25 protein-coding genes are annotated in these 25,168 nt (G+C 69.9%); 18 read left to right on the top strand and 7 right to left on the bottom strand.

All coding sequences use genetic code 11. The features are described 5' to 3' along the window. Positions 1-2 precede the first annotated feature (2 nt). From secF to BW949_RS11275, 7 genes are read left to right on the top strand one after another with little or no spacing between them, the layout of a single operon-like run. Positions 3-968: a protein translocase subunit SecF gene (gene secF / locus BW949_RS11305; RefSeq protein WP_076366139.1), complete on the top strand. Its 966-nt coding sequence runs from the start codon at positions 3-5 to the stop codon at positions 966-968. Then, positions 965-1,348, top strand: a complete 384-nt coding sequence (locus tag BW949_RS11300; protein ID WP_235816280.1) for an Mth938-like domain-containing protein — start codon at positions 965-967, stop codon at positions 1,346-1,348. Before secF ends, BW949_RS11300 begins: the two co-directional genes overlap by 4 nt. Further along, positions 1,345-1,983, top strand: coding sequence for a heme ABC exporter ATP-binding protein CcmA (gene ccmA / locus BW949_RS11295; RefSeq protein ID WP_076366137.1), 639 nt, complete (start codon positions 1,345-1,347; stop codon positions 1,981-1,983). Before BW949_RS11300 ends, ccmA begins: the two co-directional genes overlap by 4 nt. Before the next feature lie 49 nt (positions 1,984-2,032). Continuing rightward, a complete protein-coding gene (ccmB, locus tag BW949_RS11290; RefSeq protein ID WP_076366135.1) occupies positions 2,033-2,689 on the top strand; it encodes a heme exporter protein CcmB in 657 nt (218 codons plus the stop codon). Positions 2,690-2,734: 45 nt separating this feature from the next. Further along, entirely contained in the window at positions 2,735-3,469 is a 735-nt protein-coding gene (locus BW949_RS11285; RefSeq protein WP_076366133.1) for a heme ABC transporter permease, read from the top strand. Continuing rightward, a complete protein-coding gene (gene ccmD / locus BW949_RS11280) occupies positions 3,469-3,651 on the top strand; it encodes a heme exporter protein CcmD (RefSeq protein WP_076366131.1) in 183 nt (60 codons plus the stop codon). Before BW949_RS11285 ends, ccmD begins: the two co-directional genes overlap by 1 nt. After that, positions 3,644-4,228 (top strand): DsbE family thiol:disulfide interchange protein, encoded by a 585-nt coding sequence (locus tag BW949_RS11275; protein WP_076366129.1) that lies wholly within the window; start codon positions 3,644-3,646, stop codon positions 4,226-4,228. Before ccmD ends, BW949_RS11275 begins: the two co-directional genes overlap by 8 nt. 4 nt (positions 4,229-4,232) lie before the next feature. On the opposite strand, the gene BW949_RS11270 is transcribed toward BW949_RS11275, so the two are convergent. Further along, entirely contained in the window at positions 4,233-5,393 is a 1,161-nt protein-coding gene (locus BW949_RS11270) for a DUF2235 domain-containing protein (protein WP_076366127.1), read from the bottom strand. Between the two features lie 133 nt (positions 5,394-5,526). Here BW949_RS11270 and BW949_RS11265 point away from each other — a divergent pair, with 133 nt between their 5' ends. Continuing rightward, positions 5,527-5,952, top strand: coding sequence for a secondary thiamine-phosphate synthase enzyme YjbQ (locus BW949_RS11265; RefSeq protein ID WP_076366125.1), 426 nt, complete (start codon positions 5,527-5,529; stop codon positions 5,950-5,952). Between the two features lie 182 nt (positions 5,953-6,134). Here BW949_RS11265 and BW949_RS11260 read toward each other — a convergent pair whose 3' ends face one another. The 5 genes from BW949_RS11260 to ndk all read right to left on the bottom strand — a co-directional run bounded on the left by BW949_RS11260 (position 6,135) and on the right by ndk (position 11,095). Then, positions 6,135-6,560 (bottom strand): cupin domain-containing protein, encoded by a 426-nt coding sequence (locus BW949_RS11260; RefSeq protein WP_076366123.1) that lies wholly within the window; start codon positions 6,558-6,560, stop codon positions 6,135-6,137. 79 nt (positions 6,561-6,639) lie between these two features. Continuing rightward, the gene (gene eno / locus BW949_RS11255) at positions 6,640-7,914 is read right to left on the bottom strand and encodes a phosphopyruvate hydratase (RefSeq protein ID WP_076366121.1); all 1,275 of its coding nucleotides are present in this window, start codon (positions 7,912-7,914) and stop codon (positions 6,640-6,642) included. Positions 7,915-7,981: 67 nt separating this feature from the next. Continuing rightward, positions 7,982-8,854, bottom strand: coding sequence for a DMT family transporter (locus tag BW949_RS11250; protein ID WP_076366119.1), 873 nt, complete (start codon positions 8,852-8,854; stop codon positions 7,982-7,984). Between the two features lie 146 nt (positions 8,855-9,000). Further along, positions 9,001-10,485 carry a protein adenylyltransferase SelO gene (locus BW949_RS11245; protein WP_083947734.1) on the bottom strand — a complete coding sequence of 495 codons (1,485 nt, stop codon included), beginning with the start codon at positions 10,483-10,485 and terminating at the stop codon, positions 9,001-9,003. 187 nt (positions 10,486-10,672) lie between these two features. After that, positions 10,673-11,095, bottom strand: coding sequence for a nucleoside-diphosphate kinase (ndk, locus tag BW949_RS11240; protein WP_076366117.1), 423 nt, complete (start codon positions 11,093-11,095; stop codon positions 10,673-10,675). A 274-nt stretch (positions 11,096-11,369) separates the two neighbouring features. Between ndk and BW949_RS11235 the strand changes: the two genes are divergently transcribed. The 6 genes from BW949_RS11235 to BW949_RS11210 all read left to right on the top strand — a co-directional run bounded on the left by BW949_RS11235 (position 11,370) and on the right by BW949_RS11210 (position 20,232). Beyond that, a complete protein-coding gene (locus BW949_RS11235) occupies positions 11,370-13,235 on the top strand; it encodes an ABC-F family ATP-binding cassette domain-containing protein (protein WP_076366115.1) in 1,866 nt (621 codons plus the stop codon). Between the two features lie 468 nt (positions 13,236-13,703). Continuing rightward, positions 13,704-14,711: a Fe(3+) ABC transporter substrate-binding protein gene (locus tag BW949_RS11230; RefSeq protein WP_076366288.1), complete on the top strand. Its 1,008-nt coding sequence runs from the start codon at positions 13,704-13,706 to the stop codon at positions 14,709-14,711. A gap of 582 nt (positions 14,712-15,293) precedes the next feature. Beyond that, entirely contained in the window at positions 15,294-16,232 is a 939-nt protein-coding gene (locus BW949_RS11225; RefSeq protein ID WP_076366113.1) for a nucleoside hydrolase, read from the top strand. A 142-nt stretch (positions 16,233-16,374) separates the two neighbouring features. Further along, positions 16,375-18,198, top strand: coding sequence for an aminopeptidase P family protein (locus BW949_RS11220; protein ID WP_076366111.1), 1,824 nt, complete (start codon positions 16,375-16,377; stop codon positions 18,196-18,198). 184 nt (positions 18,199-18,382) lie between these two features. Further along, entirely contained in the window at positions 18,383-19,834 is a 1,452-nt protein-coding gene (locus tag BW949_RS11215; RefSeq protein ID WP_083947733.1) for an FAD-binding oxidoreductase, read from the top strand. Then, positions 19,831-20,232, top strand: a complete 402-nt coding sequence (locus tag BW949_RS11210; RefSeq protein ID WP_076366109.1) for an SgcJ/EcaC family oxidoreductase — start codon at positions 19,831-19,833, stop codon at positions 20,230-20,232. The genes BW949_RS11215 and BW949_RS11210 overlap by 4 nt, the downstream gene beginning before the upstream one ends. Before the next feature lie 57 nt (positions 20,233-20,289). Here the strand turns inward: BW949_RS11210 and BW949_RS11205 are convergent, their stop codons facing one another. Further along, the gene (locus tag BW949_RS11205) at positions 20,290-21,156 is read right to left on the bottom strand and encodes a hypothetical protein (RefSeq protein WP_076366107.1); all 867 of its coding nucleotides are present in this window, start codon (positions 21,154-21,156) and stop codon (positions 20,290-20,292) included. 193 nt (positions 21,157-21,349) lie between these two features. Between BW949_RS11205 and miaB the strand changes: the two genes are divergently transcribed. From miaB to BW949_RS11185, 4 genes are all read left to right on the top strand, one after another. Further along, positions 21,350-22,714 (top strand): tRNA (N6-isopentenyl adenosine(37)-C2)-methylthiotransferase MiaB, encoded by a 1,365-nt coding sequence (gene miaB / locus BW949_RS11200; protein WP_076366105.1) that lies wholly within the window; start codon positions 21,350-21,352, stop codon positions 22,712-22,714. Positions 22,715-22,958: 244 nt separating this feature from the next. Then, positions 22,959-23,504: an OmpA family protein gene (locus BW949_RS11195; RefSeq protein ID WP_076366103.1), complete on the top strand. Its 546-nt coding sequence runs from the start codon at positions 22,959-22,961 to the stop codon at positions 23,502-23,504. Between the two features lie 11 nt (positions 23,505-23,515). Next, positions 23,516-23,815: a hypothetical protein gene (locus BW949_RS11190; protein WP_076366101.1), complete on the top strand. Its 300-nt coding sequence runs from the start codon at positions 23,516-23,518 to the stop codon at positions 23,813-23,815. A gap of 262 nt (positions 23,816-24,077) precedes the next feature. Further along, positions 24,078-25,097 carry a PhoH family protein gene (locus BW949_RS11185; RefSeq protein WP_076366098.1) on the top strand — a complete coding sequence of 340 codons (1,020 nt, stop codon included), beginning with the start codon at positions 24,078-24,080 and terminating at the stop codon, positions 25,095-25,097. Positions 25,098-25,168 lie beyond the last annotated feature (71 nt).

Raw genomic sequence — 25,168 nt, 5'->3', positions numbered from 1 at the left:
TCATGGCATTCCGTCTCAAGCTCGTCCCCGAGAAGACCTCGATCGACTTCTTCCGCTACCAGTGGGTCACGCTGGGCTTCTCGGGTGCGATGGTCGTGGCCTCGCTGATCGCGGTGCTGATCTTCGGCCTGAACTTCGGCATCGACTTCCGTGGTGGCACCACCATCCGCACCGAGGCCACCCAGCCCGTCGACGTGGGCGCCTATCGCGCCGCCATCGCGCCGCTGGATCTGGGCGATGTGTCGATCTCGGAGGTGTTCGACCCCACCTTCGGCCCCGAAAAGAACGTGGCCCAGATCCGGGTTCAGGCGCAGGATGGCGCCGAGAGCCTGGGCCCCGAGGCGCTGTCGGCCATCGAGGGCGCGCTTCAGGCGGTGGACCCCAGCCTTGGCTTCGAGGCGGTCGAATCCGTCGGGCCCAAGGTCTCGGGCGAGCTGATCAAGACCGCGATCATCGCCGTGGCCTCGGCCACGGTGGCGATCCTGATCTATATCTGGCTGCGCTTCGAATGGCAGTTCGCCGTGGGCGCCGTGGCCGCGCTGGTCCATGACATCATGGTCACGGTGGGGATCTTCGCGGTTCTCCAGATCAAGTTCGACCTGGCGATCATTGCCGCGCTGCTGACGATCCTGGGCTATTCGATCAACGACACCGTGGTCGTCTTCGACCGGCTGCGCGAGAACCTGATCAAATACAAGACGACGCCGCTGCGCGACGTGATGAACCTGGCCGTCAACGAAACGCTGTCGCGCACGGTGATGACCTCGGGGACCACGCTTCTGGCGCTGATCGCGCTTCTGGTGCTGGGCGGCGACGTGATCCGCGGCTTCGTCTTCGCCATGACCTGGGGCGTGATCGTCGGCACCTGGTCGTCGGTCTTCGTGGCCAAGAACATCGTGCTGTGGCTGGGCGTCAAGCGCGACTGGTCCAAGCCCGCGCCCGAAGGCCCCGAGGACGCGCGCCCGTGAGCCTCAGGCGCTTCGATCCCGCCGCCGGGGCGACCATGATCGACGCGCTGGGGGCGGGCGGTTTCCGCATCGCGGGGGCGGTCCGGCGCGGCCCGGTTCTGGTGCGCGCCGAGCGCGCCGCCGATTGGGGCGGGCCGGCCGATGCCGCGGGGCTGATCGGCTTTGCGCAGGGCCTCGAGATCGTCTTTCTGGGCATGGGTGCCGATTTCGCGCCCGTGCCGGCCGATCTGGGCCGGGCGCTTCAGGCCGCGGGGCTGCGCTTCGAGGCCATGTCCACCCGCTCGGCCGCGCGCAGCTACAACGAACTTCTGTCCGAGGGCCGGCGGGTCTGCGCGGCGCTGCTGCCGCTGCCCGAGACGGGCGCGGGGGCCGGCGGATGAGCGCGCTTCTGTCGGTGCAGGATGTGGCCGTGGCGCGCGGCGGTGTGGCGCTGATCGAGGGCGTGGGCTTCGACGTCGCCCCCGGCACGGCGCTGGTGCTGCGCGGCCCCAACGGGCTGGGCAAGACCACGCTTTTGCGCACGCTGGCCGGCCTGCAACCGCCGCTGCGCGGGACCATCGCGGTCGACCCCGAGATCCTGACCTATGCCGCTCATGCCGACGGGCTGAAATCCACCCTGACCGTGGCCGAGAACCTGACCTTCTGGGCCCGCGTCCATGGCCAGCCCGAGATTGACGCGGCGCTGGCGGCGATGAACCTGCGCAGCCTGCGCGATCGCCCGGCGCAGAACCTGTCGGCGGGGCAGAAGCGCCGGCTGGGGCTGGCGCGGCTTCTGGTGACGGGGCGGCGGCTGTGGCTTCTGGACGAGCCCACCGTGTCGCTCGACACCGCCTCGGTGGCGCTGTTTGCGGGCGTCGTGCGCGATCATCTGGCGCGCGGGGGGGCGGCGGTCATCGCCACCCATATCGGCCTGGGTCTCGAGCAGGAGGCCCGCGTTCTGGATCTGGGCGCCTATCGCGCCCGCCCGCCCGAACAGGGCGGCCACCGCGGCAGTTTCGACGAGGCCTTCGCATGAGCGCCCGCCGCTGCCCTTGGGATCATTCGTGCCCGAAAGGGGGCCGCTGATGTGGGCGCTCTTCCTGCGTGACCTGCGCCTTGCCATCCGCGCCGGCGGCGGTTTCGGGCTGGGGCTGGCGTTCTTCCTGATCGTGACCACGCTGGTTCCCTTTGGCGTCGGCCCCGAGGGCGGCGTTCTGGCGGTGATCGCGCCGGGCATCCTGTGGGTGGGGGCGCTTCTGGCCTGTCTGCTGTCGCTCGACCGGATCTTCGCGCTCGATCACGAGGATGGCTCGCTCGAGCTACTGGCGACCTCGCCTCTGCCGCTCGAGGCGGTGGCGGTGATGAAGGCGCTGGCGCATTGGATCACGACCGGCCTGCCGCTGATCCTGGCCGCGCCCCTTTTCGGGGTGCTGCTGCATCTGCCCTGGCCGGGGCATCTGTGGCTTGTCGTCTCGCTTGCGGTCGGCACGCCGGCGCTGTCGGTGCTGGGCACCTTCGGTGCGGCGATCACCGTGGGGCTCAAGCGCGGCGGTCTTCTCTTGTCGCTTCTTGTGTTGCCGCTTTATATCCCCACATTGATCTTCGGCGCCGAGGTGGTGCGGCGTGTCCTGGCGGGCACCGACCACATGGTGGCGCTGGCGCTGGAAGCGGGGATCACGCTTGGGGCGCTGGCGCTGGTGCCCTTTGCCGCGGCGGCGGCGCTGCGCGTGAACCTGAGATGAAGCGCGCCTGACATTCAAGGCCAGCGGAAAGGCAAGCGGGAAAAGATGTCGATCTGGGAATACGCAAACCCCGTGAAGTTCATGCAGACCTCGCGCTGGCTGATGCCCTGGGCCTGGGGCCTGGCCATCGTGTCGCTGGTCGGCGGGCTGGTCTGGGGCTTCTTCTTCACCCCCGAGGCGCAGAATTTCGGCTCGACCGTCAAGATCATCTATATCCACGTGCCCGCAGCGATGATGGCGATCAACATCTGGGTGATGATGCTGGTCACCTCGCTGATCTGGATCGTGCGGCGCCATCATGTGTCGGCGCTGGCGGCCAAGGCGGCGGCCCCCATCGGCATGGTGATGACGCTGATCGCGCTGATCACCGGGGCGATCTGGGGCCAGCCGATGTGGGGCACCTGGTGGGAATGGGATCCGCGGCTGACCTCGTTCCTGATCCTGTTCCTGTTCTACCTGGGCTACATGGCGCTGTGGGAGGCGGTCGAGAACCCCGACACCGCGGCCGACCTGACCGGGGTGCTGTGCCTCGTGGGTTCGGTCTTTGCGCTTCTGTCGCGCTATGCGGTCAATTTCTGGAACCAGGGCCTGCATCAGGGCGCCTCGCTCTCGCTCGACAAGCAGGAGCACGTGTCCGACGTCTACTGGTATCCGCTGCTGCTGGCGATGGCGGGGTTCGTGGCGCTGTTCGTGGCGCTGGTGCTGGTGCGCACCCGCACCGAGATCCGTCTGCGCCGGATGCGGGCGCTTGAGGCGCGCGCGCGCATGGAGGAGGCGTGATGTTTCCCGAACTGGGCAAATACGGGGCCGTGGTGATGACGGCCTATGGCGCGACGCTGGTGCTGCTGGCCTGGATCGTGGTGGCCAGCCTCTGGCGCGGCGCGCGGGTGCGTCGTGCGCTTGCGGCGATGGAGGCGCGGGCGCGCGGGGCCAAGCAAGAGGGAGAACCGGACAATGGCTAGGATTTCGCCGCTGGTCGTGCTGCCGCCGCTGATCTTTGCGGGGCTGGCGGGGCTGTTCGTCTGGGGCATGCAGCGCGAAGACCCGCGCGCGCTGCCCTCGGCGCTGGTGGGCAAGCCTGCGCCGGCGCTGGTGCTGGGCACGCTGCCGGGGTCAACGGCGCCCACCGACGCCGATCTGCGCGACGGGGCGCCCAAGCTGGTGAACTTCTGGGCGTCGTGGTGCGCGCCCTGCCGGATCGAACATCCGGTGCTGACCGATCTGGCGCTGGCCGGGGTCGAGGTGATCGGCGTCAATTACAAGGACAAGCCCGCCCAGGCGCTGACTTTCCTGGGCCAGATGGGCAACCCCTATGAGCGCATCGGCACCGATGACACGGGGCTCGATACGGCCGTCAACTGGGGTGTCTACGGCGTGCCGGAAACCTTTGTCGTGGCCGGCGACGGCACCATCCTCTACCGCTATGCCGGCCCGCTGACGCCCGGCATCGTCGCACGCGACATCCGCCCGTTGCTGACGGGCGATGCGGGGGCAGCGGGCGACGCGGGGGCGGGCGACGCAGGGACGGCGGGGGAATAGCGCCTCAGCCCTCGATCCGGTGATCGGCGGGCAGGTTGGGAAAGGCCCGCCCCTTCAGCCGCGCATGTTCCAGCGCCGAACGGTGGATGCGTGCGCCTTGCGGCACCGGGCGCGGCTCGCACATCGGCAGCACCCAGCCCGCCAGATCGGGCCGGGTCGAGCCCTCGGGCTTCTTGCGCGGCAGATATTCCAGCAGCCGCCAGAGCGGTTTCATCGACTGATGCGGATCGCCGGCGGGGTCGGGGGCGACATGGCCCTGGCCGGGGGGCTGGCCCTCGACGATCAGGCGCAGGGCGTCGGCGTCGAACGTCAGCCCCAGCGCGGCCAGTTCCGCCACCATCCAGCGCAGCGACAGCTTGGCCAGCTGCGCCTCGGGTTCGGGATAGCCGCCGCCCACATCCGAATGGACCCCGGCAAACCACACCTCGCGCAGGTCTTGCGGGCGCGCCGCTGCGGCGCGGTCCAGCCGGTCGGCCTGATAGAGCCCGCCCTCGGGCCAGCGCAGCGGGCGATACATCGTGCGCCGCTCGTCAAGGGCCAGCGCCTGGCGCACCGCTTCCACCGACGGGTTGACCGAGGTGAAGGCATGGCTGCGCAGGCGCGGCCCGAAGCGGCCCTGCTCGATGACCGAGGTCACGGTGTCGAAAAGCCCCAGCGCCCGGATCGGCGGCTGTTCGGCGCGCAGGATGCGCCGATAGAGGCGGATCTCGTCGAAATCGCTGTCCCGGCCGGTCTCGCCGATCCGCTTGTAGGCGCGATAGGCATACTCCAGCAGGTTCAGGTTGCGCGGCTCTATCAGCCCCACGGCATGGATGAACCCCGCCAGCACCCGCGCCGAATAGGCCCCGCGCGAAAATCCGATCAGGAAGATGCGGTCGCGGTTCTCGGGGGTGGTGTCGCGGGCCCAGGTCTCGGACAGGAAGCGATAGGCCTCCTTGACGTTCTCGTCTAGGCCCCAGCCCGTCGCCATGCCGAACACCTCGGAGGCCTTGCGCCGCGCCCGCAGCCAGGCGCGTTCGGGGCCCAGCGTGCCGACGCCGGGATCATACCAGACGACCTGCCGGTCCGTCTTTTCCAGCGTGCCATAGAGACGCAGGATGTTCGAACGGTTGGCGGCGATCTCGTTCGAGGTGCCGTCGAGCATGAGGACGATGGTGCGGGGCATGGAAACCCTCCCGATGCGGCTGGGTCCATCTGAGCGCATGCACGCCCCGGTTGACAAGTCCGAATGCGCGTTGGCCCGAATGCCGGGGGGGCAGGGCTTGACCTCCGGGGCGGCGGGGCGCAAGTCTTTGGCCATGCACCGGATCTTTGCCCTTCAGACCCGCGGGCCGGGCCTGACCGAATTCACCGCCCCCGTCGCGGAGTGGCTCTGCGCGCGGCCGCGCACGGGGGTTCTGACGCTGATGGTGCGGCATACCTCTGCCTCGCTCCTGATCCAGGAGAACGCCGACCCCGACGTGCAGGCCGATCTTCAGGCCTTCTTCGCGCGGCTGGTGCCGCCGGCCGATGATCCGGCGATGGGCTGGATCACCCACCGCGACGAAGGCCCCGACGACATGCCCGCGCATATCAAGGCCGCGCTTCTGCCGATCTCCTTGCAGATCCCTGTCATCGACGGGCGGATGGGGCTGGGAACCTGGCAGGGGATCTACCTTTTCGAACATCGCCGGGCGCCGATGCGGCGCGAGGTTCTGGCCATGCTGGTGCCCGCCGCGGACTGACGGCAGCGGCGAAATGTTCAGAATGCAACTTTCGGGCGGGGTTCAGGGGCGGTTGCGCGCGCGAAATTCGTCAAAACACAACATCCCGTGCGCCGATCCGTCGGGGGCGGTGTTCATTTCGCAACGACACCGCCCGCTGCGGAAAGGGAAATCCTGCCGGAACTTGTCCTTTTGCAACCGGCTCAGGGGATGTCGAAGCCGGGCGGGGCCAGGGTGAAGCCCTCGAAGCGGAAGCCGGGGCTGACGGTGCAGCCGACCAGCGTATAGGCGCCCGTGGTCTCGGCCGCCTGCCAGTGATGGGGCGGCACGATGCCTTGGGGGCTGTGTCCGGCCAGAACGTCCGGGCCCAGAAGATGCCTGCGCGCGGGGCCGGTCTCGGTTTCGGCGATGCGCAGCGCAAGCGGCGCGCCGGCGTGGAAATGCCAGATCTCGGCGGCGTCCACCCGGTGCCAATGGCTGCGTTCGCCCGCCCGCAACAGGAACAGGATGGCGGTGCCGGCCGGGCGCGTGCCTTCGGCGGCGTCGGCCACCCAGGTTTCCCGATACCAGCCGCCTTCGGGATGCGGCCGCAGATCCAGCGCCGCGATGATCCGATCCGCCGTGTCCATCCGTCTCTCTCTCCCCCCGCAATGACGAAAGCCCCCGCGCGGGGGGGCTTTCGCATCTTCGTCGCAGGCCGCGCGGGCCTTATTTCAGGATCGAACGGCCGGCGTATTCGGCCGTGGCGCCCAGCATTTCCTCGATACGGATCAGCTGGTTATACTTCGCCAGCCGGTCCGAGCGCGCCAGCGAGCCGGTCTTGATCTGACCGCAATTCGTGGCCACGGCCAGATCGGCGATGGTGGCGTCCTCGGTCTCGCCCGAGCGGTGCGACATCACGTTGGTGTAGCGCGCGCGATGGGCCATCTCGACGGCCTGGAGCGTCTCGGTCAGCGACCCGATCTGGTTGACCTTGACCAGCATCGAGTTGGCCACGCCCTTGCGGATGCCGTCGGCCAGACGCGCGGGGTTGGTCACGAAGAGGTCGTCGCCCACCAGCTGGACCTTGCCCCCCAGCGTGTCGGTCAGCAGCTTCCAGCCGTCCCAGTCGTCCTCGGCGCAGCCGTCCTCGATCGAGATGATCGGGTAATCGGCGCAGAGCGCGGCCAGGTAATCGACATTCTCGGCCGAGCTGAGCACCTTGCCCTCGCCCTTCATGTCGTATTTGCCGTCCTTGAAATATTCGGTCGAGGCGCAGTCGAGGGCCAGATAGATGTCCTCGCCCGGTTTGTAGCCGGCTTTCTCGATCGCCTTCAGGATGAAGTCCAGCGCGTCGCGGGTCGAGCTGAGGTTGGGTGCAAAGCCACCCTCGTCGCCCACGCCCGTGGCCAGGCCCGCCGCCGAGAGTTCCTTCTTCAGCGTGTGGAAGACCTCCGAACCCATGCGCACGGCGTCGCGGATATTGCCCGCGCTGACCGGCATGATCATGAATTCCTGGATGTCGATCGGGTTGTCGGCATGTTCGCCGCCGTTGATGATGTTCATCATCGGCACCGGCAGGACGCGCGCCGAGGTGCCGCCGACATAGCGATAGAGCGGCTGGCTACAGAATTCCGCCGCCGCCTTGGCGCAGGCCAGCGACACGCCCAGGATGGCGTTGGCGCCCAGCCGCGACTTGTTGGGGGTGCCGTCGAGTTCGATCATCAGCCGGTCGAGTTCGACCTGTTCGGTCACGTCCTCGCCGACCAGGTTCTCGGCGATCTCGCCGTTGACGGCCTGCACGGCCTCAAGGACGCCCTTGCCCATGTAGCGCGCCTTGTCGCCGTCGCGGCGCTCGACGGCTTCGTGCGCGCCGGTCGAGGCGCCCGAGGGCACGGCGGCGCGGCCCATGGTGCCGTCTTCCAGAATGACGTCGACTTCGACGGTGGGGTTGCCCCGGCTGTCGAGGATCTCGCGGGCGTGGATGTCGATGATGGTGCTCATGGTCCCCCCCTTCGGGATATGGAAACTTGCGCGCTGCATACCGCAATGGTTCCGGGGGGGGAAGGGGTCAGATGCTGCGCCGCCGCAACGCTGCCTCGCGCATCACCGTGTAGATCCCCGAGGCCACGATCACCGCACCGCCGATCAGCGTGGCGAGGTCGGGCGTTTCGGCAAAGACCGCCCAGCCGATGATGACGGCGAAGACAAGGCGCGTGTAGCGGAAGGGCGTGACCGAGGAGACGTCGCCCATGCGCATGGCCGCGACCAGCGCGAGGTATCCCATGACGCCGAAGCCCACGCCGCCGGTGATGGCCAGAAGCTCCCAGGGGTGGGGCATCAGCGGGCGCGCGCCGGTCACCACCATCAGCACCAGACCCGCCGGCACCACCGTGGCAAAGGCCCAGGTCGACAATTGCCAGGCCGAGACATCGCGCGGCACCCGGCGCGTGACCAGATCACGCGCGGCCAGTCCCAGCACCCCGATCACCGCGAAGATCGACTTGGGGTCGAAGCCCGCAGCGCCGGGGCGCAGCACGATCATCACGCCCAGGAAACCGACCGCGATGGCCGACCAGCGCCGCCAGCCGACGCGTTCGCCCAGAAACAGCACCGCCCCCAGCGTGACCACCAGCGGCAGCGCCTGCAAGATGGCCGAGGCCTGCGCCAGCGGCGTCAGCGCGATGGCCAGAACGAAGCCCAGCGTCCCGACCAGCTCGCCGGTGTTGCGCGCGATGACGACGGGGCGCAGCATGGCGCGGCTGATCACCGCCTCGCGGCGCAGCATGGTGCCGGCGGCAAAGACCAGCGTGCCCAGGATGCCCAGGATCGCCAGCACCTCGCCCACGGGCAGGCGCTGGGTCAGAAGCTTGACGAACAGATCCTCGAGCGCAAAGCCCGCCATGGAGGCGGTCATCAAAAGCGCCCCGCGCAGGTTCTCCATCGAGACGGTCCTGAATGAAGGGAATACCCCTTTTCGCTAGCCTGCGCCGGGGTCGCGCGCAAGCCGGGCGCGGCGACGAAAATGTGCCCATGACAATTTCGCGGGGCAGGGGTGCGTTCGCGGGCAGGGGGGCGCACCCGCCCGCGTCAGGTGCCGCAGAAGGTCTGGGTCACGCGTTCGTCGGGGCTGGGCGGCAGGGCCAGGTCGTCCCATTCGGCGCGATCCTCGAAAGGCGCCGAAAGGGCGGCGTGCAGGCGCTCGAACGGGGCCATATCGCCCGTGACAGCCGCCTCGATCACGGCCTTGATGCGGTGGTTGCGCGGGATGCGGCGGGGGTTGGCCGCGGCCATCACCGCTTCGGGATCGGCCCCGGTCCCCTGACGCAGCCGGGCGCGCCAGTCCTGCGCCCAGGCGTCGAAGGCCGCGGGATCGGCGAATTCGGCGCGCGCCGAGCCATCGGCCAGCCCCGCGAAGACACGGGTGAAATCGGCGCCCAGCCGCGCCATCCGCGACAGGAGGGTCTCGATCAGCGCGCGGTCCTCGGGGGTGGGCTCGGCCAGCCCGATCCGCGCCCCGAAATGGCGCAGCCATTCGCTCTGGTAGAGGGGGGCGAACCCCGCCAGCGCCGCATTGGCCCGCGCCACCCCGTCCGCCCCCATCAGCGGCAGCAGCGCCGAGGCCAGCTGCGCCAGGTTCCACAGCGCCATCTGCGGCTGCTGACCCCAGGCATAGCGCCCCGTCGCGTCGATCGAGGAAAACACCGTGTCGGGGTGATAGGCGTCGAGAAAGGCGCAAGGGCCATAGTCGATCGTCTCGCCCGAGATGGCGCAATTGTCGGTGTTCATCACCCCATGCACGAAGCCCAGCGCCATCCAGCGCGCCACCAGCCGGGCCTGGGCGTCGGTCACGGCATGCAGAAGGCGCGCGGCCGGGGTGTCGCCGGGAGGATCGCGGTCCGGGTAATGGCGGGCCAGCGCGTGCTCGGTCAGCATCGCAAGGGCCTCGGTATCGCCGCGGGCCGCGAAATATTCGAAGGTGCCCACCCGCAGATGCGAGGCCGCCACCCGCACCAGCACCGCGCCGGGCAGGCCGCGCCCGCGCGCCACCATCTCGCCCGTGCCCATCGCCGCCAGCGCCCGCGTGGTTGGCACGCCCAGCGCGGCCATGGCCTCGCTGACCAGATATTCGCGCAGGACCGGCCCGATCCAGGCGCGCCCGTCGCCGCGCCGCGACCAGGGCGTGGGGCCCGCGCCCTTCAGTTGCAGATCGACGCGCCCGCCCGCGGGGGGGATCAGCTCGCCCAGCAGGATCGCGCGCCCGTCGCCCAGCTGCGGCACGAATCCCCCGAACTGGTGCCCCGCATAGGCCTGCGCCAGCGGTTCGGCGCCCTCGGGCAGGGCATTGCCCGCCATCCAGTCGGGTGCGGCCGCCAGCGCCTGCGGATCAAGCCCCAGCTGCACCGCCAGATCGGCATTCAGCGCCAGAAGATGCGGATGCGCGACCGGGGTGGGCGGCAGGCGCGCAAAGAAGCGTTCGGGCAGCCGGGCATAGGAATTGTCGAACCGCGCCCCGGTCAGGGAAACGCGCGGCAGGGTCTCGGATGTCGGGCTGGCGGTCTGGGGCAGGGGCATGGGATCTCCGGTGGGGCCGGCGCCATGGCGCGGCCGTTCCCCCCTGATCTAGCCCCGTCACCGGCCCCGGCAAGCGCGCCCCTGCACGCAAAGGGTCAGACATGAAAAGGGCCGCCCCCCGAAAGGCGCGGCCCGAAATCGCGTGGCCCGAAATCGCTTGGCGCGTGCGGCGCGCCGAGCGGCGGGATCAGCCGACCAGCTCGAGACCCGAGAAGAAGAACGAGATCTCCTGCGCGGCGGTTTCCGGCGCGTCCGAGCCGTGGACCGAGTTCTCGCCGACCGACAGGGCGAATTCCTTGCGGATGGTGCCGTCGGCGGCATCGGCGGGGTTGGTCGCGCCCATCACTTCGCGGTTCTTGGCGATGGCGCCTTCCCCTTCGAGCACCTGCACCACGACCGGCTCCGAGGCCATGAATTCGCACAGCTCGCCGTAGAAGGGGCGTTCCTTGTGCACTTCGTAGAACTTGCCGGCCTGTTCCATGGTCAGCTTGATGCGTTTCTGCGCCACGATGCGCAGGCCGGCTTCCTCGAACTTGGCGTTGATCTTGCCGGTAAGGTTGCGCTTGGTGGCGTCGGGTTTGATGATCGAGAGCGTGCGTTCGATGGCCATGTGGTCCTCATGCGGTGGGCGCCGGCACGATGGCCGGACGCGGGATGTTTCTGGCCGCGCGCCTATCACGGCGGCGGGGCAAAGGAAAGCCCGCCCCGACATCATGGTGCGCCGGGGCCGCGGGGCGGGGCGCGGCGGCCACAATCGGGCGGGTGTCGCGCCCCATCCGGCCGGGATCGGGCGGTGTCACCCTGCGCACCCGGCCGGGATCGGGCGCGTCCGGGTGCAGCGCCCACGTTGACGGCGCGCGCGGAACGGGGCAAGGCTGCCGCTCATGCTGAAGATCACCGATATCACCTATTCCGTCGAGGGCCGCCCCCTGTTCGAAGGCGCCTCGGCCATCGTGCCGGCGGGCCACAAGATCGGCCTCGTGGGGCGCAACGGCGCGGGCAAGACCACGCTCTTTCGCCTGATCCGGGGCGAGCTGGCGCTCGAGGGGGGCACGATCTCGTTGCCTGCGCGCGCGCGCATCGGCGGCGTGGCCCAGGAGGTGCCGGGCAATTCTGTGTCGCTGCTCGATACGGTGCTGGCCGCCGATACCGAGCGCGCGGCACTTCTGGCCGAGGCCGAGACCGCGCAGGATCCCGCGCGCATCGCCGAGATCCAGACGCGGCTGGCCGATATCGACGCCTGGTCCGCCGAGGCGCGCGCCAGCGCCATCCTGCGCGGGCTTGGCTTTGACGCCGCGGCCCAGGCCCGGCCCTGTTCGGATTTCTCGGGCGGCTGGCGGATGCGGGTGGCGCTGGCGGGGGTGCTGTTTGCCCAGCCCGACGTGCTGCTTCTGGACGAGCCGACGAACTATCTTGACCTCGAGGGCGCGCTCTGGCTCGAAAGCTATCTCGCGCGCTATCCGCATACGGTGATCGTCATCAGCCACGACCGCGGGCTTCTGAACCGGGCGGTGGGGGCGATCCTGCATCTGGACAACCGCAAGCTGACGCTGTGGCAGGGGGGCTATGACGCCTTCGTCAAGGCGCGCGCGGCGGCGCAGGCGGTGCAGGCGGCCGAGGCCAAGAAGGTCGAGGCCCGGCGCGCGCATCTGCAAAGCTTCGTGGACCGGTTCCGCGCCAAGGCCTCGAAGGCGACGCAGGCGCAGGCGCGGCTGAAGATGCTCGAGCGGCTGGAGCCGATCACCGCCCCCGAGGAGGCCAAGTCCCGCGCCTTCAGCTTTCCCGCGCCCGAGCAATTGTCGCCGCCCATTCTGGCGCTCGAGGGGGTGTCGGTGGGCTATGAGGGGCGGGCGGTGCTGCGCAACCTGTCGCTGCGCATCGACCAGGATGACCGGATCGCGCTGCTGGGCCGCAACGGCGAGGGCAAGTCGACGCTGTCGAAGCTGCTGGCCGACCGGCTGGCGCCGATGGGCGGGCAGGTGACGCGCTCGGGGCGGCTGCGGGTGGGCTATTTCGCCCAGCATCAGGTCGACGAGCTGCATCTCGACGAGACGCCGCTCCAGCATCTGGCGCGTGCGCTGCCCGAGGAGGCGCCGGTGCGGCTGCGGGCGCGGGCGGCGGGGTTCGGGCTGATGGCCGAGCAGGCCGAGACGGTGGTGGGGCGGCTGTCGGGCGGGCAGAAGGCGCGGCTGTCGCTTCTGCTGGCCACGCTGTCGGCGCCGCATCTTCTGATCCTCGACGAGCCGACCAACCACCTTGACATGGAAAGCCGCGAGGCGCTGGTCGAGGCGCTCAACGCCTATACCGGGGCGGTGGTTCTGGTCAGCCACGACATGCATCTTCTGGGGCTGGTCGCGGACCGTCTGTGGAAGGTCGGGGGGGGCGCGGTCGCGCCCTATGCGGGTGATCTGGAGAGCTATCGCGCCGAGCTTCTGGCGGGCGAGACCGACCAGAAGGCCCCCGCGCGCGCCGAGGAAAAGGCGCGCCGCAACCAGGCCGAGAAGGCCGGGCGCGAGGCGCTGCTGGCCGCGCGTGCCGAGGCGCGGCGCTGCGAGGATCGGGTCGAGAAGCTGACCGAGATGATCGAGAAGCTGGATGCGATCCTGGCCGATCCCGCGCTCTATGAGGCCGGAAAGGCGGCCGAGGCCGAGAAATGGCAAAAGAAACGCGCCGAGGCGGGCGAGGGCATGGCGCGGGCCGAGGCGCTGTGGCTCGAGGCGCTGGAACGGCTCGAGGCGCTCGAGGGCTGAGCGCGGTCGGCGCCCGCGGCGGCGGTTCCGGGGTGGGCGCCGGGGGGAGGGGCCCTCGGCCGCCCCATCGAGGGGCCGCCGAGGGCGGGGAAGGCGCTGCCTCCCCCCGCCCGGACCTGCCCGCGCGGCCCCCTCTCCATCGCCGCCCTGGTTTGCCCGGCGCGTCCGCCTTGGCTCGGTGTGCGCGGCTTTCAGCTTTTGCCGCGGGGGACGGGCCGGGATTTTCGCGCGGCGGATCGGGGGCGAAACGGTTGGGGTGCGCCTTCGGGGCGCGCGCGCGTGCGCAGGCGCGTCCCGGCCGCCGAGGCCCCCTCGATGGGGGTCTCGGCGGCTTCCCCCGCTTGCGCTTGTCAGGCGTCGGGCTGCGGCATCTTGACCCAAGCAAAAGACTCGGCTTTTATGCGGGCGCCCGAAGCAATGAGGTTGTCGATGCCCCCTGTCCGATCGTTCTTCACCCTGGCCCGCCGCATGACCCGGCCCGGCGCCGTGCTGGCGGCGCTGGCCGGCACGACCGCTGCCGTGCCCGCGCTGGCCGATGTCAACGTCTATTCCCACCGCCAGCCCGAACTGGTCGAGCCGCTCTTTGCCGCCTTCACCGCCGAGACCGGCATCCCCGTCAATGTCGCCTTCGTCGACAAGGGCATGGTCGAGCGCCTGCGCGCCGAGGGCGACCGCAGCCCCGCCGATCTGGTGATGACGGTCGACATCGCGCGGCTGTCGCAGGTGGTTGCAGCCGGGGTGACGCAGCCGGTGCAGTCCGACGTCCTCGACGCCGCGATCCCGGCCGAATTGCGCGACCCCGAGGGCCATTGGTTCGCCCTGACCACGCGCGCGCGCATCGTCTATGCCTCGAAGGACCGCGTGCCCGCCGGCACGGTGACCACCTACGAAGATCTGGCCGATCCGAAATGGAAGGGCCGGATCTGCACCCGCCCCTTCACCGCCGATTACAACGTCGCGCTGACGGCGGCCTATCTTCTGCACCACGGCGAGGCCGCCACCCGCGACTGGCTGACCGGCCTGCGCGCCAATCTCGTGCGCAAGCCCGAGGGCAACGACCGTGCCCAGGTCCGCGCCATCTGGGCGGGGCAGTGCGACCTGTCGCTGGGCAACACCTATTACATGGGCGAGATGCTCGAGAGCCCGCAGGACGCCGAGGCCGCCCGCGCCGTGCGCGTCGACTTCGCCACCTTCGAGGGGGCGGGCACGCATCTCAACGTCTCGGGCGTGGCCATGACCCGCGCCGCGCCCAACCGCGACGCGGCGCTGAAGCTGATGGAATTCCTGGTCTCGGACGAGGCCCAGCGCATCTATGCCGAAACCAACCACGAATTCCCCGTCAAGCCCGGCGTTCCGTCCTCGGAGGTGGTGGCCAGCTGGGGGCCCTTCACGCCCGACAGCCTGGGTCTGGCGGACATTGCCCAGGCCCGCGCCGAGGCACTGCGGCTGATCGAATCGCTCGATTTCGACGGCTGAGACGCGAAGGACCGGGACGGGCCTGTCCCGCCGCGCGGCGGGGGCATCCCCCGCGCGCGCCCGGAGGCGAGCAGGTCTCCGGGCGCGGGGGCGCCGGCCACGAAGGGCCCGCGCCTTTGTTCGGGGCTGTGCTTATGGAAAGCCGCCGGGGAAATGGCAAGGCGTCCCGATGACGTCTCTGCCGCTTTTGCGTCATTCTTGCCACGCGCGGGGGGCTTGGCGTGCAGGGCACGCGCCCGGATCGCGGGTGGGTTGCGCCCGCCCCCATCACGATGGGGCGGCGTCGGCGAGATCGGGTCTTCTCCTCCATTGTTTGCCCCGGCGGGGCTTGTGCCATTGTCTGCCCCGGCGGGGCATGTGAATGTGGCCGCGCAGGCGGTAGCGGTGGTGCCGCGGGTCGTGCCCCGTGGCGGGGCGCCGCTCGGGACGGCCATGCCCCTCAGAAACGGTCCAATTGTGTCGAAATTCGGGCGGGGCCCCCGCCGGCATCAGAGATTGTCCACGGTTGCGCAAAAGACACGGCGCAGGTGGTCCAGAGACGGCGCCGAAAGACGGCGCTGAAAGACGACAGGGAGACGCCCGATGAGCCGGCGCAAGATCATCATCGACACCGACCCCGGCCAGGATGACGCCGTGGCGATCCTGCTGGCGCTGGCCAGCCCCGAGCTCGAGGTGCTGGGCCTGACCTGCGTGGCCGGCAACGTGGCCCTGGAGCTGACGGCGAAGAACGCCCGCGTGGTCTGCGAACTGGCCGGACGCCCGGATGTGGCGGTGTTCGCGGGGGCCGAGGCGCCCTTGTCCCGCCCGCTCAAGACGGCCGAGCATGTGCACGGGCGCACCGGCCTTGACGGCATCGCGCTGCCCGAACCGGCGATGGCCCTGCGCGACCGCCACGCGGTGGATTTCCTGATCGAGACGCTGCGCGCCGAGCCGCCCGGCGCGGTGACGCTGTGCACGCTGGGGCCCCTGACCAATATCGCGCTGGCCCTGACCCGCGCCCCCGACATCGCGCCGCGCATCGCCGAGATCGTGATGATGGGCGGGGCCTATTTCGAGGTGGGCAACATCACCCCGGCGGCGGAATTCAACATCCATGTGGACCCCGAAGCGGCCGCGACCGTGTTCCGTGCGGGCGTGCCCAAGGTGGTGATGCCGCTCGATGTGACCCACAAGGTGCTGACCACCCGCCCGCGGGTCGAGGCCTTTCGCGCGCTGGGCACGCCGGTTGGCCATGCCGTGGCCAGTTGGACCGATTTCTTCGAGCGCTTCGACATGGCCAAATATGGCAGCGCCGGCGCGCCGCTGCACGACCCTTGCGTGATTGCCTATCTGCTGGCGCCGGGGCTCTTCTCGGGGCGCCATGTCAACGTGGAAATCGAGGTCGACAGCCCCCTGACCCTGGGCATGAGCGTCGCCGATTGGTGGCGCGTCACCGACCGCGCGCCCAATGCGATGTTCATGGGCGATGTCGATGCCGAGGGGGTCTTTGCGCTGCTGACCGAGCGTCTGGCCCGCCTCTGAGCGCCGCCCGCCCCCGACCTGTTTGACATTCCGCGCGCAAGGGGCTGGAAACCCTGTGCGAAGGGCGCAACGATGCCGCCGCCCCGACAGCTGCGCCGACCGCCCCACAGAACGTCCCAGAAATTCTCAGGGAGAGAACCAGATGACCTTCCAGACCTTCGATGCCGTCACCCGCCCCGCGGACGGCCCGCCCCGGCTTGCGGCGCTGCGCGAGAAGATGGCCGAGGCGGGGCTTGCGGGCTGGCTGGTGCCGCGCGCCGATGCCCATCAGGGCGAATATGTGGCCCCCCATGATGCGCGGCTGGCCTGGCTGACGGGCTTTTCCGGCTCGGCCGGCTTCGCGGCGATCCTTCACGACCAGGCCGGGGTCTTCATCGACGGGCGCTACCGGGTGCAGGTCCGCGCCGAGGTCGACGGCGCGCATTTCACCCCCGTGCCCTGGCCCGAGACGCGCCTTGAGGATTGGCTGGTCGCGCATCTGCCCGAAGGCGGGCGCGTGGGCTTTGACCCCTGGCTGCACACCGAGGCCGAGATCACCCGCCTCGAGACGCGGCTGGCGTCTGCGGGGATCACGCTGGTGCCCCACGCCAATCTGGTCGATCAGATCTGGACCGACCAGCCCGCGCCGCCCGCCGCCCCCGCCTGCGCCCATCCCGATGCGCTGGCGGGCCGGACCAGTGCCGAGAAACGCGCCGAGCTGGCCGCCGATCTGCGTGCGCGCGGGCTGTCGGCGGCGGTGCTGACGCTGGCCGATTCGGTCTCGTGGCTGCTGAACATCCGCGGCGCCGATATCGCCCGCAATCCGGTGGTTCTGGCCTTCGCCATCTTGCATGACACCGGCCGGCTGAGCCTGTTCACCGCGCCCGAGAAGATCTCCGAGGATCTGCGCGCCCATCTCGGCCCGGAAATCACTTTGCGCCCGGTCTCGGCCTTCGGGCCGGCGCTGCGCAGCCTCGGCGGGCCGGTCCTTGTGGCCGCCGACAGCGTGCCGCGCCAGGTGGTGCTGGAACTGCACGAGGCCGGCGTTGCCGTCGAGACCGGCGCGGACCCCTGCCTTTTGCCCAAGGCGCGCAAGACCCCGGCCGAGATCGCGGGCGCGCGCGCGGCGCATCTGCGCGACGGGGCGGCGATGGTCGAATTCCTGGCCTGGTGCGACGAGGCCTTGCCCGGCGGCCATCAGACCGAGATCGACGTGGTGCGCCGTCTCGAGGCCTTTCGCGCCGCCACCGGCGCGCTGCGCGAGATCGCCTTCGACACGATCTGCGGCGCCGGGCCGAATGGCGCCATCGTCCATTACCGCGTCACGACCGCGACCAACCGCAAGATCCACCCCGGCGACGTGGTGCTGGTCGATTCGGGCGGCCAATATGCGGACGGCACCACCGACATCACCCGCACGCTGGCCACGGGGCCCGTCGCACCCGAGGTCCGCGACGCCTATACCCGCGTCCTGCGCGGGCTGATCGCGCTGTCGCGGGCGCGCTGGCCGGCCGGGCTCGCGGGGCGCGATCTCGACGCGCTGGCGCGCTATCCGCTGTGGCTGTCGGGGCGCGATTACGACCACGGCACCGGGCATGGCGTGGGGGCGTATCTGTGCGTGCACGAGGGGCCGCAGCGGTTCTCGCGGCTGTCCGATGTGCCGCTCGAGCCGGGGATGATCCTGTCGAACGAGCCCGGCCATTACCGCGAGGGCGCCTATGGCATCCGGCTGGAAAACCTGGTGCTGGTGGCGTCTGCGCCGGCGCTGCCGGGGGGCGATCCGGGGCGCGCGATGCTGGAACTGTCGACGCTGACGCTGGTGCCCTTCGATCTGCGGCTGGTCGATCGGGCGGCGCTCTCGGCCGAGGAGATCGCCTGGCTGGATGCCTATCACGCGCGCGTTCTGGCCGAGGTCGGCCCGCAGGTCAGCGACAGCGCGCGGGCCTGGCTGGCGCGCGCCTGCCGCCCCCTGGCCGGCACCGCCTGAGCCGGGCAGGGCGCGTAACCAATGGGGCGCGTCACGGGGGGACGCCACGGGAGCGGCGGCGGCAAGGGGCGGGCCGGCGGAAAGACGCGGCACTTGCCCGCCCCCCCTTCCGCCGGCCTGCGGTTGGACCTAACTTGCGCGCGTCCGCCCCTGCGCTGAGCCCGTGACCACCCGGAGACCTTCCATGCCTGACACCTTGTCCCGCCCCGCCCCGCAGACCGCGCCCGCCCCGCAGACCGCCGCCGCGCGTGAGGCCGCGCTTGATGCGCTTTCGGCGCTTCTGGGGCAGCGGCTGTCGCGCAAGCCTGCCGATCTCGACCATCACGCCCATTCCGAAGCCTGGTATCCGGCCACCCCGCCCGATGCCGTGGCCTGGCCCGAAACCACCGAGGAAGTGTCGCGCATCGTCAGGATCTGCGCCGCGCACGGGCTGCCGATCGTGGCCTGGGGCACGGGCACCTCGCTCGAGGCGCAGGCGCTGGCGACCGAGGGCGGGCTGACGCTGGACCTGAGCCGGATGCGGGCGATCCGGGCGCTTCATGCCGAGGACATGCAGGTTGTGGTCGAACCCGGCATCACCCGCGAGGAGCTGAACGCCGAATTGCGCGCGACGGGCCTGTTCTTTCCGGTCGATCCCGGCGCCAATGCCTCGATCGGGGGGATGGCGGCCACGCGCGCCTCGGGCACGACCACGGTGCGCTATGGCTCGATGCGCGACAACGTGATGGGCCTTGAGGTGGTGCTGGCCGACGGGCGCATCATCCGCACCGGCTCGCGCGCGGCGAAATCGGCGGCGGGCTATGACCTGACCGCGCTGATGCTGGGCTCGGAGGGCACGCTCGGCATCATCACCGAACTGACGCTGCGCCTGCATGGCCAGCCCGAGGCGATCACCTCGGCGGTCTGCGCCTTCGACAGCTTCGAGGCGGCGGTCGAGACGGTGATGGCCACGATCCAGATGGGTCTGCCGATGGCGCGGATCGAATTCGTGGACGAGGACGTGGCGCGCGCCTTCAACGCCTATGCGCGCACCGACATGCCCGAAAAGCCGCATCTGCTGATCGAATTCCACGGCTCGCAGGCGGGGGTGGCCGAGCAGGCCGAGGCCTTCGGCGCCATCGTCGCCGAGATGGGCGGGGCCGATTTCGACTGGGCGGCCAGCACCGAGGCGCGCAACGCGCTGTGGAAGATGCGCCACGGCGCCTATCCGGCCTGCCTGGCCTGGCGGCCGGGCTCGATCGGGCTGGTGACGGACATCTGCGTGCCGATCTCGCGGCTGGCCGAAGCGGTGGCCGAGACCCGCGCCGATATCCGTGCCGAAGGTCTGGTGGGGCCGATCCTGGGCCATGTCGGCGACGGCAATTTCCACGCCATCCTGCTTCTGGAACGCGACAATCCCGACGAACTGGCCCGCGCCAAGCGGGTGGCGGGCCGCATGGCCGAACGCGCGCTGGCGATGGGGGGCACGGTCACGGGCGAACATGGCGTGGGCATCGGCAAGCGCGCCTACATGCAGGCCGAACATGGCGAGGGCTGGGCGGTCATGGGCGCGCTGAAGGCCGCACTTGACCCGCGAAACCTGCTCAACCCCGGCAAGCTGGTTCCCGAGACGCCTTCTCCGGACGCGCGGGCATGAGCGCCCCGCCCGAAGTGCTGACGCCCCAGAGCCTGCCGCGCGCCTTTGCCCAGGCCTGGGGCGCACGCGATGCGGCGGCCCTTGCCGCGCTCTTTGCCGAGGACGCCGATTTCCTGTCGCTGACGGGGGCCGCGGCCGAGGGACGGCGCGCCATCGCCGAGGTGCTGGCCGGCGAATTCGAGGGCGCCTTTGCCCGCGCGCGGCTGGTCACCGGGCGGGGCAAGCTGCGGCCGGTGGGGCAGGGCGGCGCGGTGATGCTGCAACGCTATGTGCTGTCGGGCATTCTCAATCCCGACGGCTCGGATGCGGGCAGGGTCGGCGCGCTCTTTGCCGCGACGCTGGAAGAAGGGCCTTCGGGCTGGTCCATCGTCGCCGCGCAATTCGTGGCCGAGGCCTGAAGCGGCCCGCCCGACCGGACGCCCGCACGGCGCTCAGGGTCTCAGAACCTCAGGATTTCAGAACCACTGGCCCGGCTCCATCAGGCCCAGGTCCATGAGCTGCTGCGAGGACCATTCGAAGCGCACCGAATTATACCAGCGGAAATTGGGGATATCGAAGGTCGAGCCGGGGTTGAGCTTGAGCGCCTTGGCCACCCGGAAGGACATCACCGCCGCCGTAAGGTTGTGGTGCCAGGGGCAGGCATAGGTGTTCATCTCGGGGTCGTTCAGCGTGTAATCGGGCGCCAGCCGCAGCCCCTTGCGCGTGCGCAGGATCGAGATGCGGTCGATCTTGCGCCGTTGGGGGGGGATGTGTTCCTCGAAGCGCCAGCGCAGCCCGCCGAAGAAATCGTATTGCCGGTCGAGATGGCGACCGTCGGCGTCCTTGCGCACCAGCGCGAAATAGCCCGCCCGGTCCAGCATGGCGCTGGCACGATCCACGCCCGACGGGTGGGTGCCCAGATCCTCGGCATAGAGATCGACGGCATAGGTCAGCATAGCCTCGCGCCGTTCCTCGGTGTGAAAGGCCAGCATCTCGCCGATCGTGCGGTGCTCGCAGAAGGGGAAGAACAGGTATTCGGCGTTGTAGCAGTAATAGAACCACACGCCGGGCGCGCAGGCCTCGATCACCGGGTTGACGGCCTGCGCCAGCGCCTGCGGCCCGCGCTGGTCGAAGGCGATGCGGTGGATGCGCGCGGCCAGATCCTCGGGCAGCTCCAGCTCGCGCGGGGCCAGCACCAGCACGGCGCGAAAGCCCAGATCCAGGTGGTGGCGCAAGGTGCTCTCGACCTCGATCAGATCCTCGACCAGGATCAGCGCCACCGGCCCGCGCGCCAGCACCGCGCGCCCGCGCGCCAGGAAATCGGCAAGCGAGGTATAGTTCATGTCGGCCCGGTTCCCCTGTCTGCGGACCGGGCCCCGGCCCGGCGCGCGGAGGATCGGCCAGGGGCGCGGGTTTTGCAACCCGCCGCGATGTTGCGAAAGGCCCCGTTCCGCGCTAGGAGGCGCGCAAACCCCGCCCGTCTTGTCAGCCCGTCTGTCGGGGCGCTCATCCGTTCCCCCCTTGCCGAGTGATGCCATGACCGACGCTGCCGCCGCGCCCGACACCGAAACCGCCCCCGCGCGCAAGCTGTTCATCAAGACCTATGGTTGCCAGATGAACGCCCATGACAGCGAGCGCATGGCCGAGACGATGGCGCAGGAGGGCTATGCGCTGACCGCCGACCCCGCCGAGGCCGACCTGATCCTTCTCAACACCTGCCACATCCGCGAGAAGGCGGCCGAGAAGGTCTATTCCGAGCTGGGCCGGCTGCGCCCGCTCAAGCAGGCGCGTCCCGGCCTGCGCATCGGGGTGGCGGGTTGCGTGGCCCAGGCCGAGGGCGCCGAGATCCTCGAACGCGCGCCGCTGGTCGATCTGGTCGTGGGCTCGCAGGCGTTCCACCGGCTGCCCGAGCTGGTGCGCGCGGCGCAGGAGGGTGCCCGCCCCGTCGAGACCGATTTCCCCGCCGAGGACAAGTTCGCCGCCCTGCCGGGGCGCGCGGGCGGCCGGCCCACGGCCTTTCTGACCGTGCAGGAGGGCTGCGACAAGTTCTGTGCCTTCTGCGTGGTCCCCTATACCCGCGGCGCCGAGATGAGCCGCCCCGTCGCGCGCATCCTCGAGGAGGCGCAGGCGCTGGCCGATCGCGGCGTGCGCGAGGTGATGCTTCTGGGCCAGAACGTCAACGCCTGGCACGGGGTGGGCCCTGCGGGCGACGAATGGGGGCTGGGGCGGCTGATCGAGGCGGTGGCCGGGATCGAGGGGATCGCGCGCATCCGCTATACCACCTCGCATCCCAACGATTTCACCGACGACCTAATCGCGGCGCATCGGGACCAGCCCAAGCTGATGCCCTATCTGCATCTGCCGGTGCAATCGGGCTCGGACCGCATTCTCAAGGCAATGAATCGCCGGCATACGGGCGCCGAATATCTGGCGCTGCTCGACCGGATCCGCGCCGCGCGCCCCGATATCCTGCTTTCGGGCGATTTCATCGTGGGCTTTCCCGGCGAGACCGAGGCCGATTTCGAGGCCACGCTCGAGATGGTGCGCGCGGCCCGCTATGGCGCGGCCTATTCGTTCAAGTATTCGCCCCGTCCGGGCACGCCCGCGGCCGAGGCCCCGCCCGTCGATCCGGCGGTGGCCGATGAACGGCTCTATCGGCTTCAGGCGCTGATCACCGAACAGCAGCAGGCGGCGCAGGCGGCGATGGTGGGCCGCGAATGCGAGGTTCTGTTCGAGAAACCGGGCCGCGAGCCGGGGCAATGGACCGGCAAGTCGCCCTGGCTTCAGGCGGTGCATGCCACCGGCGCGGATCTGGGGCCGGGCCAGATCCGGCGGGTGAGAATCACGCAGGCCCTGCCCAATTCGCTGACCGCCGAGCTGATCGACACCCCCGCGGCCTGAGGTCACGCCTTCGCGGGCCCTCTGGCGCGCTTTTGCAACATTCCGGCGGGCTTTTTGCGGAATTGGGGCGGCGCTTGTGTCAATTCCGGCAAAATTGCCGGTTTCGTTGCGTGGGTGGACACAATATCTTGGGAAAACGGCTTTCAATTCCCTCAGGTTTCGTTAGGCTGGTGAAGATTTCGTGAATCCGCACCACAGGGCCCATCATCTGGGGGTGCGGGCGCAGGTGGAGGCGTGAGGGACGATGATCGGCAAGCTTGTGAAGCCTTTGGCAGGGGCCGCTGCGGCGCTGGCACTTCTGGCGGGGGCAGCGGTCGCGCAGCCGGTCGCCAGCAGCGAACGCTACATTCCCACCATCTGGATCGACCCCGATGGCTGTGAACATTGGGTCATGGACGACGGCGCCGAGGGGTACATGGACGCCCGCCAGACCCGCGACGGCCGCCCGGTCTGCCACCGCGACGTCTGCGGCGTCTTCCCGACCGACCAGCTGTTTGCCACCGACCGCGCCGGCATCTCGGGCGAGGGGCGCCGCCGGCTGGAAAACTTCTTCAAGACCGCGCAGGCGCGCAGCTTCATCATCACCGGGCATACCGACAGCCGGGCCTCGGATGAATACAACATGCGCCTGTCCAAGCGCCGGGCCGAAGCCGTGGCGCGCGTGGCCAATGGCGTGGGCGCGCCGGTCTTGGCCGTCAACTGGTATGGCGAGCGTTACCCGCGCGCGACCAATTCCACCGCCGCGGGCATGGCGCAGAATCGCCGTGTCGAGATCATCTGCGTGAAATGAGAGGCCCGACCATGACCCCGATCCGCATCCTTCTCGCCGTCGGCGCCCTGGCGGGCCTTGCTGCCTGCGATGATGTCGGCCCCGACAAGTCGCGCGACCGCGGCACCGATGCCAAGCACCTGTCGGCGCTCAAGGCGGGGGTCTGGATCGACCCCGAGGGCTGCGACCACTGGATCATCGACGATGGCGTCGAAGGCTATCTGACCCAGCGCGTGGACGATTACGGCCGCCCGATCTGCTCGGGCGCGGGGCCGGCCTCGACCGCCGTCGGGCCGTTCAAGTCGGGCTCGACGATTCCCGACCCGCTCTGAGGCCTGCGCAGCGCGCCCCTGATCGCGGCCCCCCGATGCCAGGCATCCGGGGGCCGTTTTCTGTCTAGCGCCAGTGCCAAGCCCCTGATTTCGTGCGGTTTTCTATTGTGCCGCTTTGGCAGGCCGGATCGGGGCGCTTTCGGTGCAAATGTCGCAATCGCGTGAAGATTGCGCCGCGCGCGGCTTGGCGGCAAACAAGCCCTTGCGCGGGCCCCGGCCGGCAGGCACCATTTCTGGGAAGTCTCGAACCAAGGGAGTCGTTGTGGGTCTGAGCGCGATCACCCCCCCGCCAAGCACTGCGGCGCCGCATGAGACGCTGCTCGAATTTCCCGACAATCGTCTGCTGATCGAGCTGTGCGGTGGATTCGACCGCAATCTGGCGCAGATCGAACACAAGCTGGGGGTGCATGTGCTGCGCCGCGGGAACCTTCTGGCGGTGATCGGCCCGCCCGAGGCCCAGCGTCAGACCGCGGCGGTGCTGAACGCGCTTTATGCCCGGCTCGAGCAGGGGCGCCCGGTCGATGCCGCCGAGATCGACACCGCGCTGCGGCTGGGCGATCCGGGCCGCGATCCGGTCGGTCTTGATGAGCAGCTCGAGATGTTCGCCGCCGGCCATTACGAGATCCGCACCCGCAAGAAGCAGGTCGAGCCGCGCACCGAGGCGCAGAAGGCCTATGTCCAGAACCTGTTCCGCCACGAGCTGGCCTTCGGCATCGGCCCGGCGGGCACCGGCAAGACCTATCTGGCGGTCGCGGTGGGCGTGACCATGCTGATCGGCGGCAATGTCGAGCGCATCATCCTGTCGCGTCCGGCGGTCGAGGCCGGCGAGCGTCTGGGCTTCCTGCCCGGCGACATGAAGGACAAGGTCGATCCCTACATGCAGCCGCTCTATGATGCGCTGAACGATTTCCTGCCGGCCAAGCAGGTGCAGAAGCTGATGGAGGAAAAGCGCATCGAGATCGCGCCGCTGGCCTTCATGCGCGGGCGCACGCTGTCCAATGCCTTCGTGGTGCTGGACGAGGCCCAGAACGCCACCACCATGCAGATGAAGATGTTCCTGACCCGCCTGGGCGAGGGCTCGCGCATGGTCGTCACCGGCGACCGCACGCAGGTCGACCTGCCGCGCGGCGTGCCCTCGGGGCTGGCCGATGCCGAACGCATCCTGGCCGGGGTCAAGGGGGTCAGTCTCAACTATTTCACCGCCCGCGACGTGGTGCGCCATCCGCTGGTGGCCCGGATCATTGAGGCTTATGGCCGTGACGAAGCCGCCCCGCGGGCCTGAGCGCGCCGCGGCCCCTTCCGCGCGCCGCCGCCCGTCGGTGCACAGGCCCCCTTGTCCGGCTGCGGGCCGGG

It is taken from the genome of Phaeovulum vinaykumarii, from assembly GCF_900156695.1.
GTDB lineage: Bacteria > Pseudomonadota > Alphaproteobacteria > Rhodobacterales > Rhodobacteraceae > Bieblia_A > Bieblia_A vinaykumarii.
Note: the sequence above shows the minus strand (reverse complement) of the source record. Positions and strands in the feature narration are given on the sequence as shown.

Bases quoted from the DNA above. Each gene is read 5' to 3' on its own strand.
- BW949_RS11205 (WP_076366107.1), bottom strand. From the start codon at position 21,156: ATGAACTATACCTCGCTTGCCGATTTCCTGGCGCGCGGGCGCGCGGTG.
- eno (WP_076366121.1), bottom strand. From the start codon at position 7,914: ATGAGCACCATCATCGACATCCACGCCCGCGAGATCCTCGACAGCCGG.
- ccmB (WP_076366135.1), top strand. From the start codon at position 2,033: ATGTGGGCGCTCTTCCTGCGTGACCTGCGCCTTGCCATCCGCGCCGGC.
- BW949_RS11235 (WP_076366115.1), top strand. From the start codon at position 11,370: ATGCTGAAGATCACCGATATCACCTATTCCGTCGAGGGCCGCCCCCTG.
- BW949_RS11275 (WP_076366129.1), top strand. From the start codon at position 3,644: ATGGCTAGGATTTCGCCGCTGGTCGTGCTGCCGCCGCTGATCTTTGCG.
- BW949_RS11190 (WP_076366101.1), top strand. From the start codon at position 23,516: ATGACCCCGATCCGCATCCTTCTCGCCGTCGGCGCCCTGGCGGGCCTT.
- miaB (WP_076366105.1), top strand. From the start codon at position 21,350: ATGACCGACGCTGCCGCCGCGCCCGACACCGAAACCGCCCCCGCGCGC.
- secF (WP_076366139.1), top strand. From the start codon at position 3: ATGGCATTCCGTCTCAAGCTCGTCCCCGAGAAGACCTCGATCGACTTC.
- BW949_RS11210 (WP_076366109.1), top strand. From the start codon at position 19,831: ATGAGCGCCCCGCCCGAAGTGCTGACGCCCCAGAGCCTGCCGCGCGCC.
- BW949_RS11215 (WP_083947733.1), top strand. From the start codon at position 18,383: ATGCCTGACACCTTGTCCCGCCCCGCCCCGCAGACCGCGCCCGCCCCG.
- BW949_RS11245 (WP_083947734.1), bottom strand. From the start codon at position 10,485: ATGCCCCTGCCCCAGACCGCCAGCCCGACATCCGAGACCCTGCCGCGC.
- BW949_RS11260 (WP_076366123.1), bottom strand. From the start codon at position 6,560: ATGGACACGGCGGATCGGATCATCGCGGCGCTGGATCTGCGGCCGCAT.
- BW949_RS11195 (WP_076366103.1), top strand. From the start codon at position 22,959: ATGATCGGCAAGCTTGTGAAGCCTTTGGCAGGGGCCGCTGCGGCGCTG.
- BW949_RS11265 (WP_076366125.1), top strand. From the start codon at position 5,527: ATGCACCGGATCTTTGCCCTTCAGACCCGCGGGCCGGGCCTGACCGAA.
- BW949_RS11270 (WP_076366127.1), bottom strand. From the start codon at position 5,393: ATGCCCCGCACCATCGTCCTCATGCTCGACGGCACCTCGAACGAGATC.
- BW949_RS11250 (WP_076366119.1), bottom strand. From the start codon at position 8,854: ATGGAGAACCTGCGCGGGGCGCTTTTGATGACCGCCTCCATGGCGGGC.
- ccmD (WP_076366131.1), top strand. From the start codon at position 3,469: ATGTTTCCCGAACTGGGCAAATACGGGGCCGTGGTGATGACGGCCTAT.
- ccmA (WP_076366137.1), top strand. From the start codon at position 1,345: ATGAGCGCGCTTCTGTCGGTGCAGGATGTGGCCGTGGCGCGCGGCGGT.
- BW949_RS11220 (WP_076366111.1), top strand. From the start codon at position 16,375: ATGACCTTCCAGACCTTCGATGCCGTCACCCGCCCCGCGGACGGCCCG.
- ndk (WP_076366117.1), bottom strand. From the start codon at position 11,095: ATGGCCATCGAACGCACGCTCTCGATCATCAAACCCGACGCCACCAAG.
- BW949_RS11225 (WP_076366113.1), top strand. From the start codon at position 15,294: ATGAGCCGGCGCAAGATCATCATCGACACCGACCCCGGCCAGGATGAC.
- BW949_RS11285 (WP_076366133.1), top strand. From the start codon at position 2,735: ATGTCGATCTGGGAATACGCAAACCCCGTGAAGTTCATGCAGACCTCG.
- BW949_RS11230 (WP_076366288.1), top strand. From the start codon at position 13,704: ATGACCCGGCCCGGCGCCGTGCTGGCGGCGCTGGCCGGCACGACCGCT.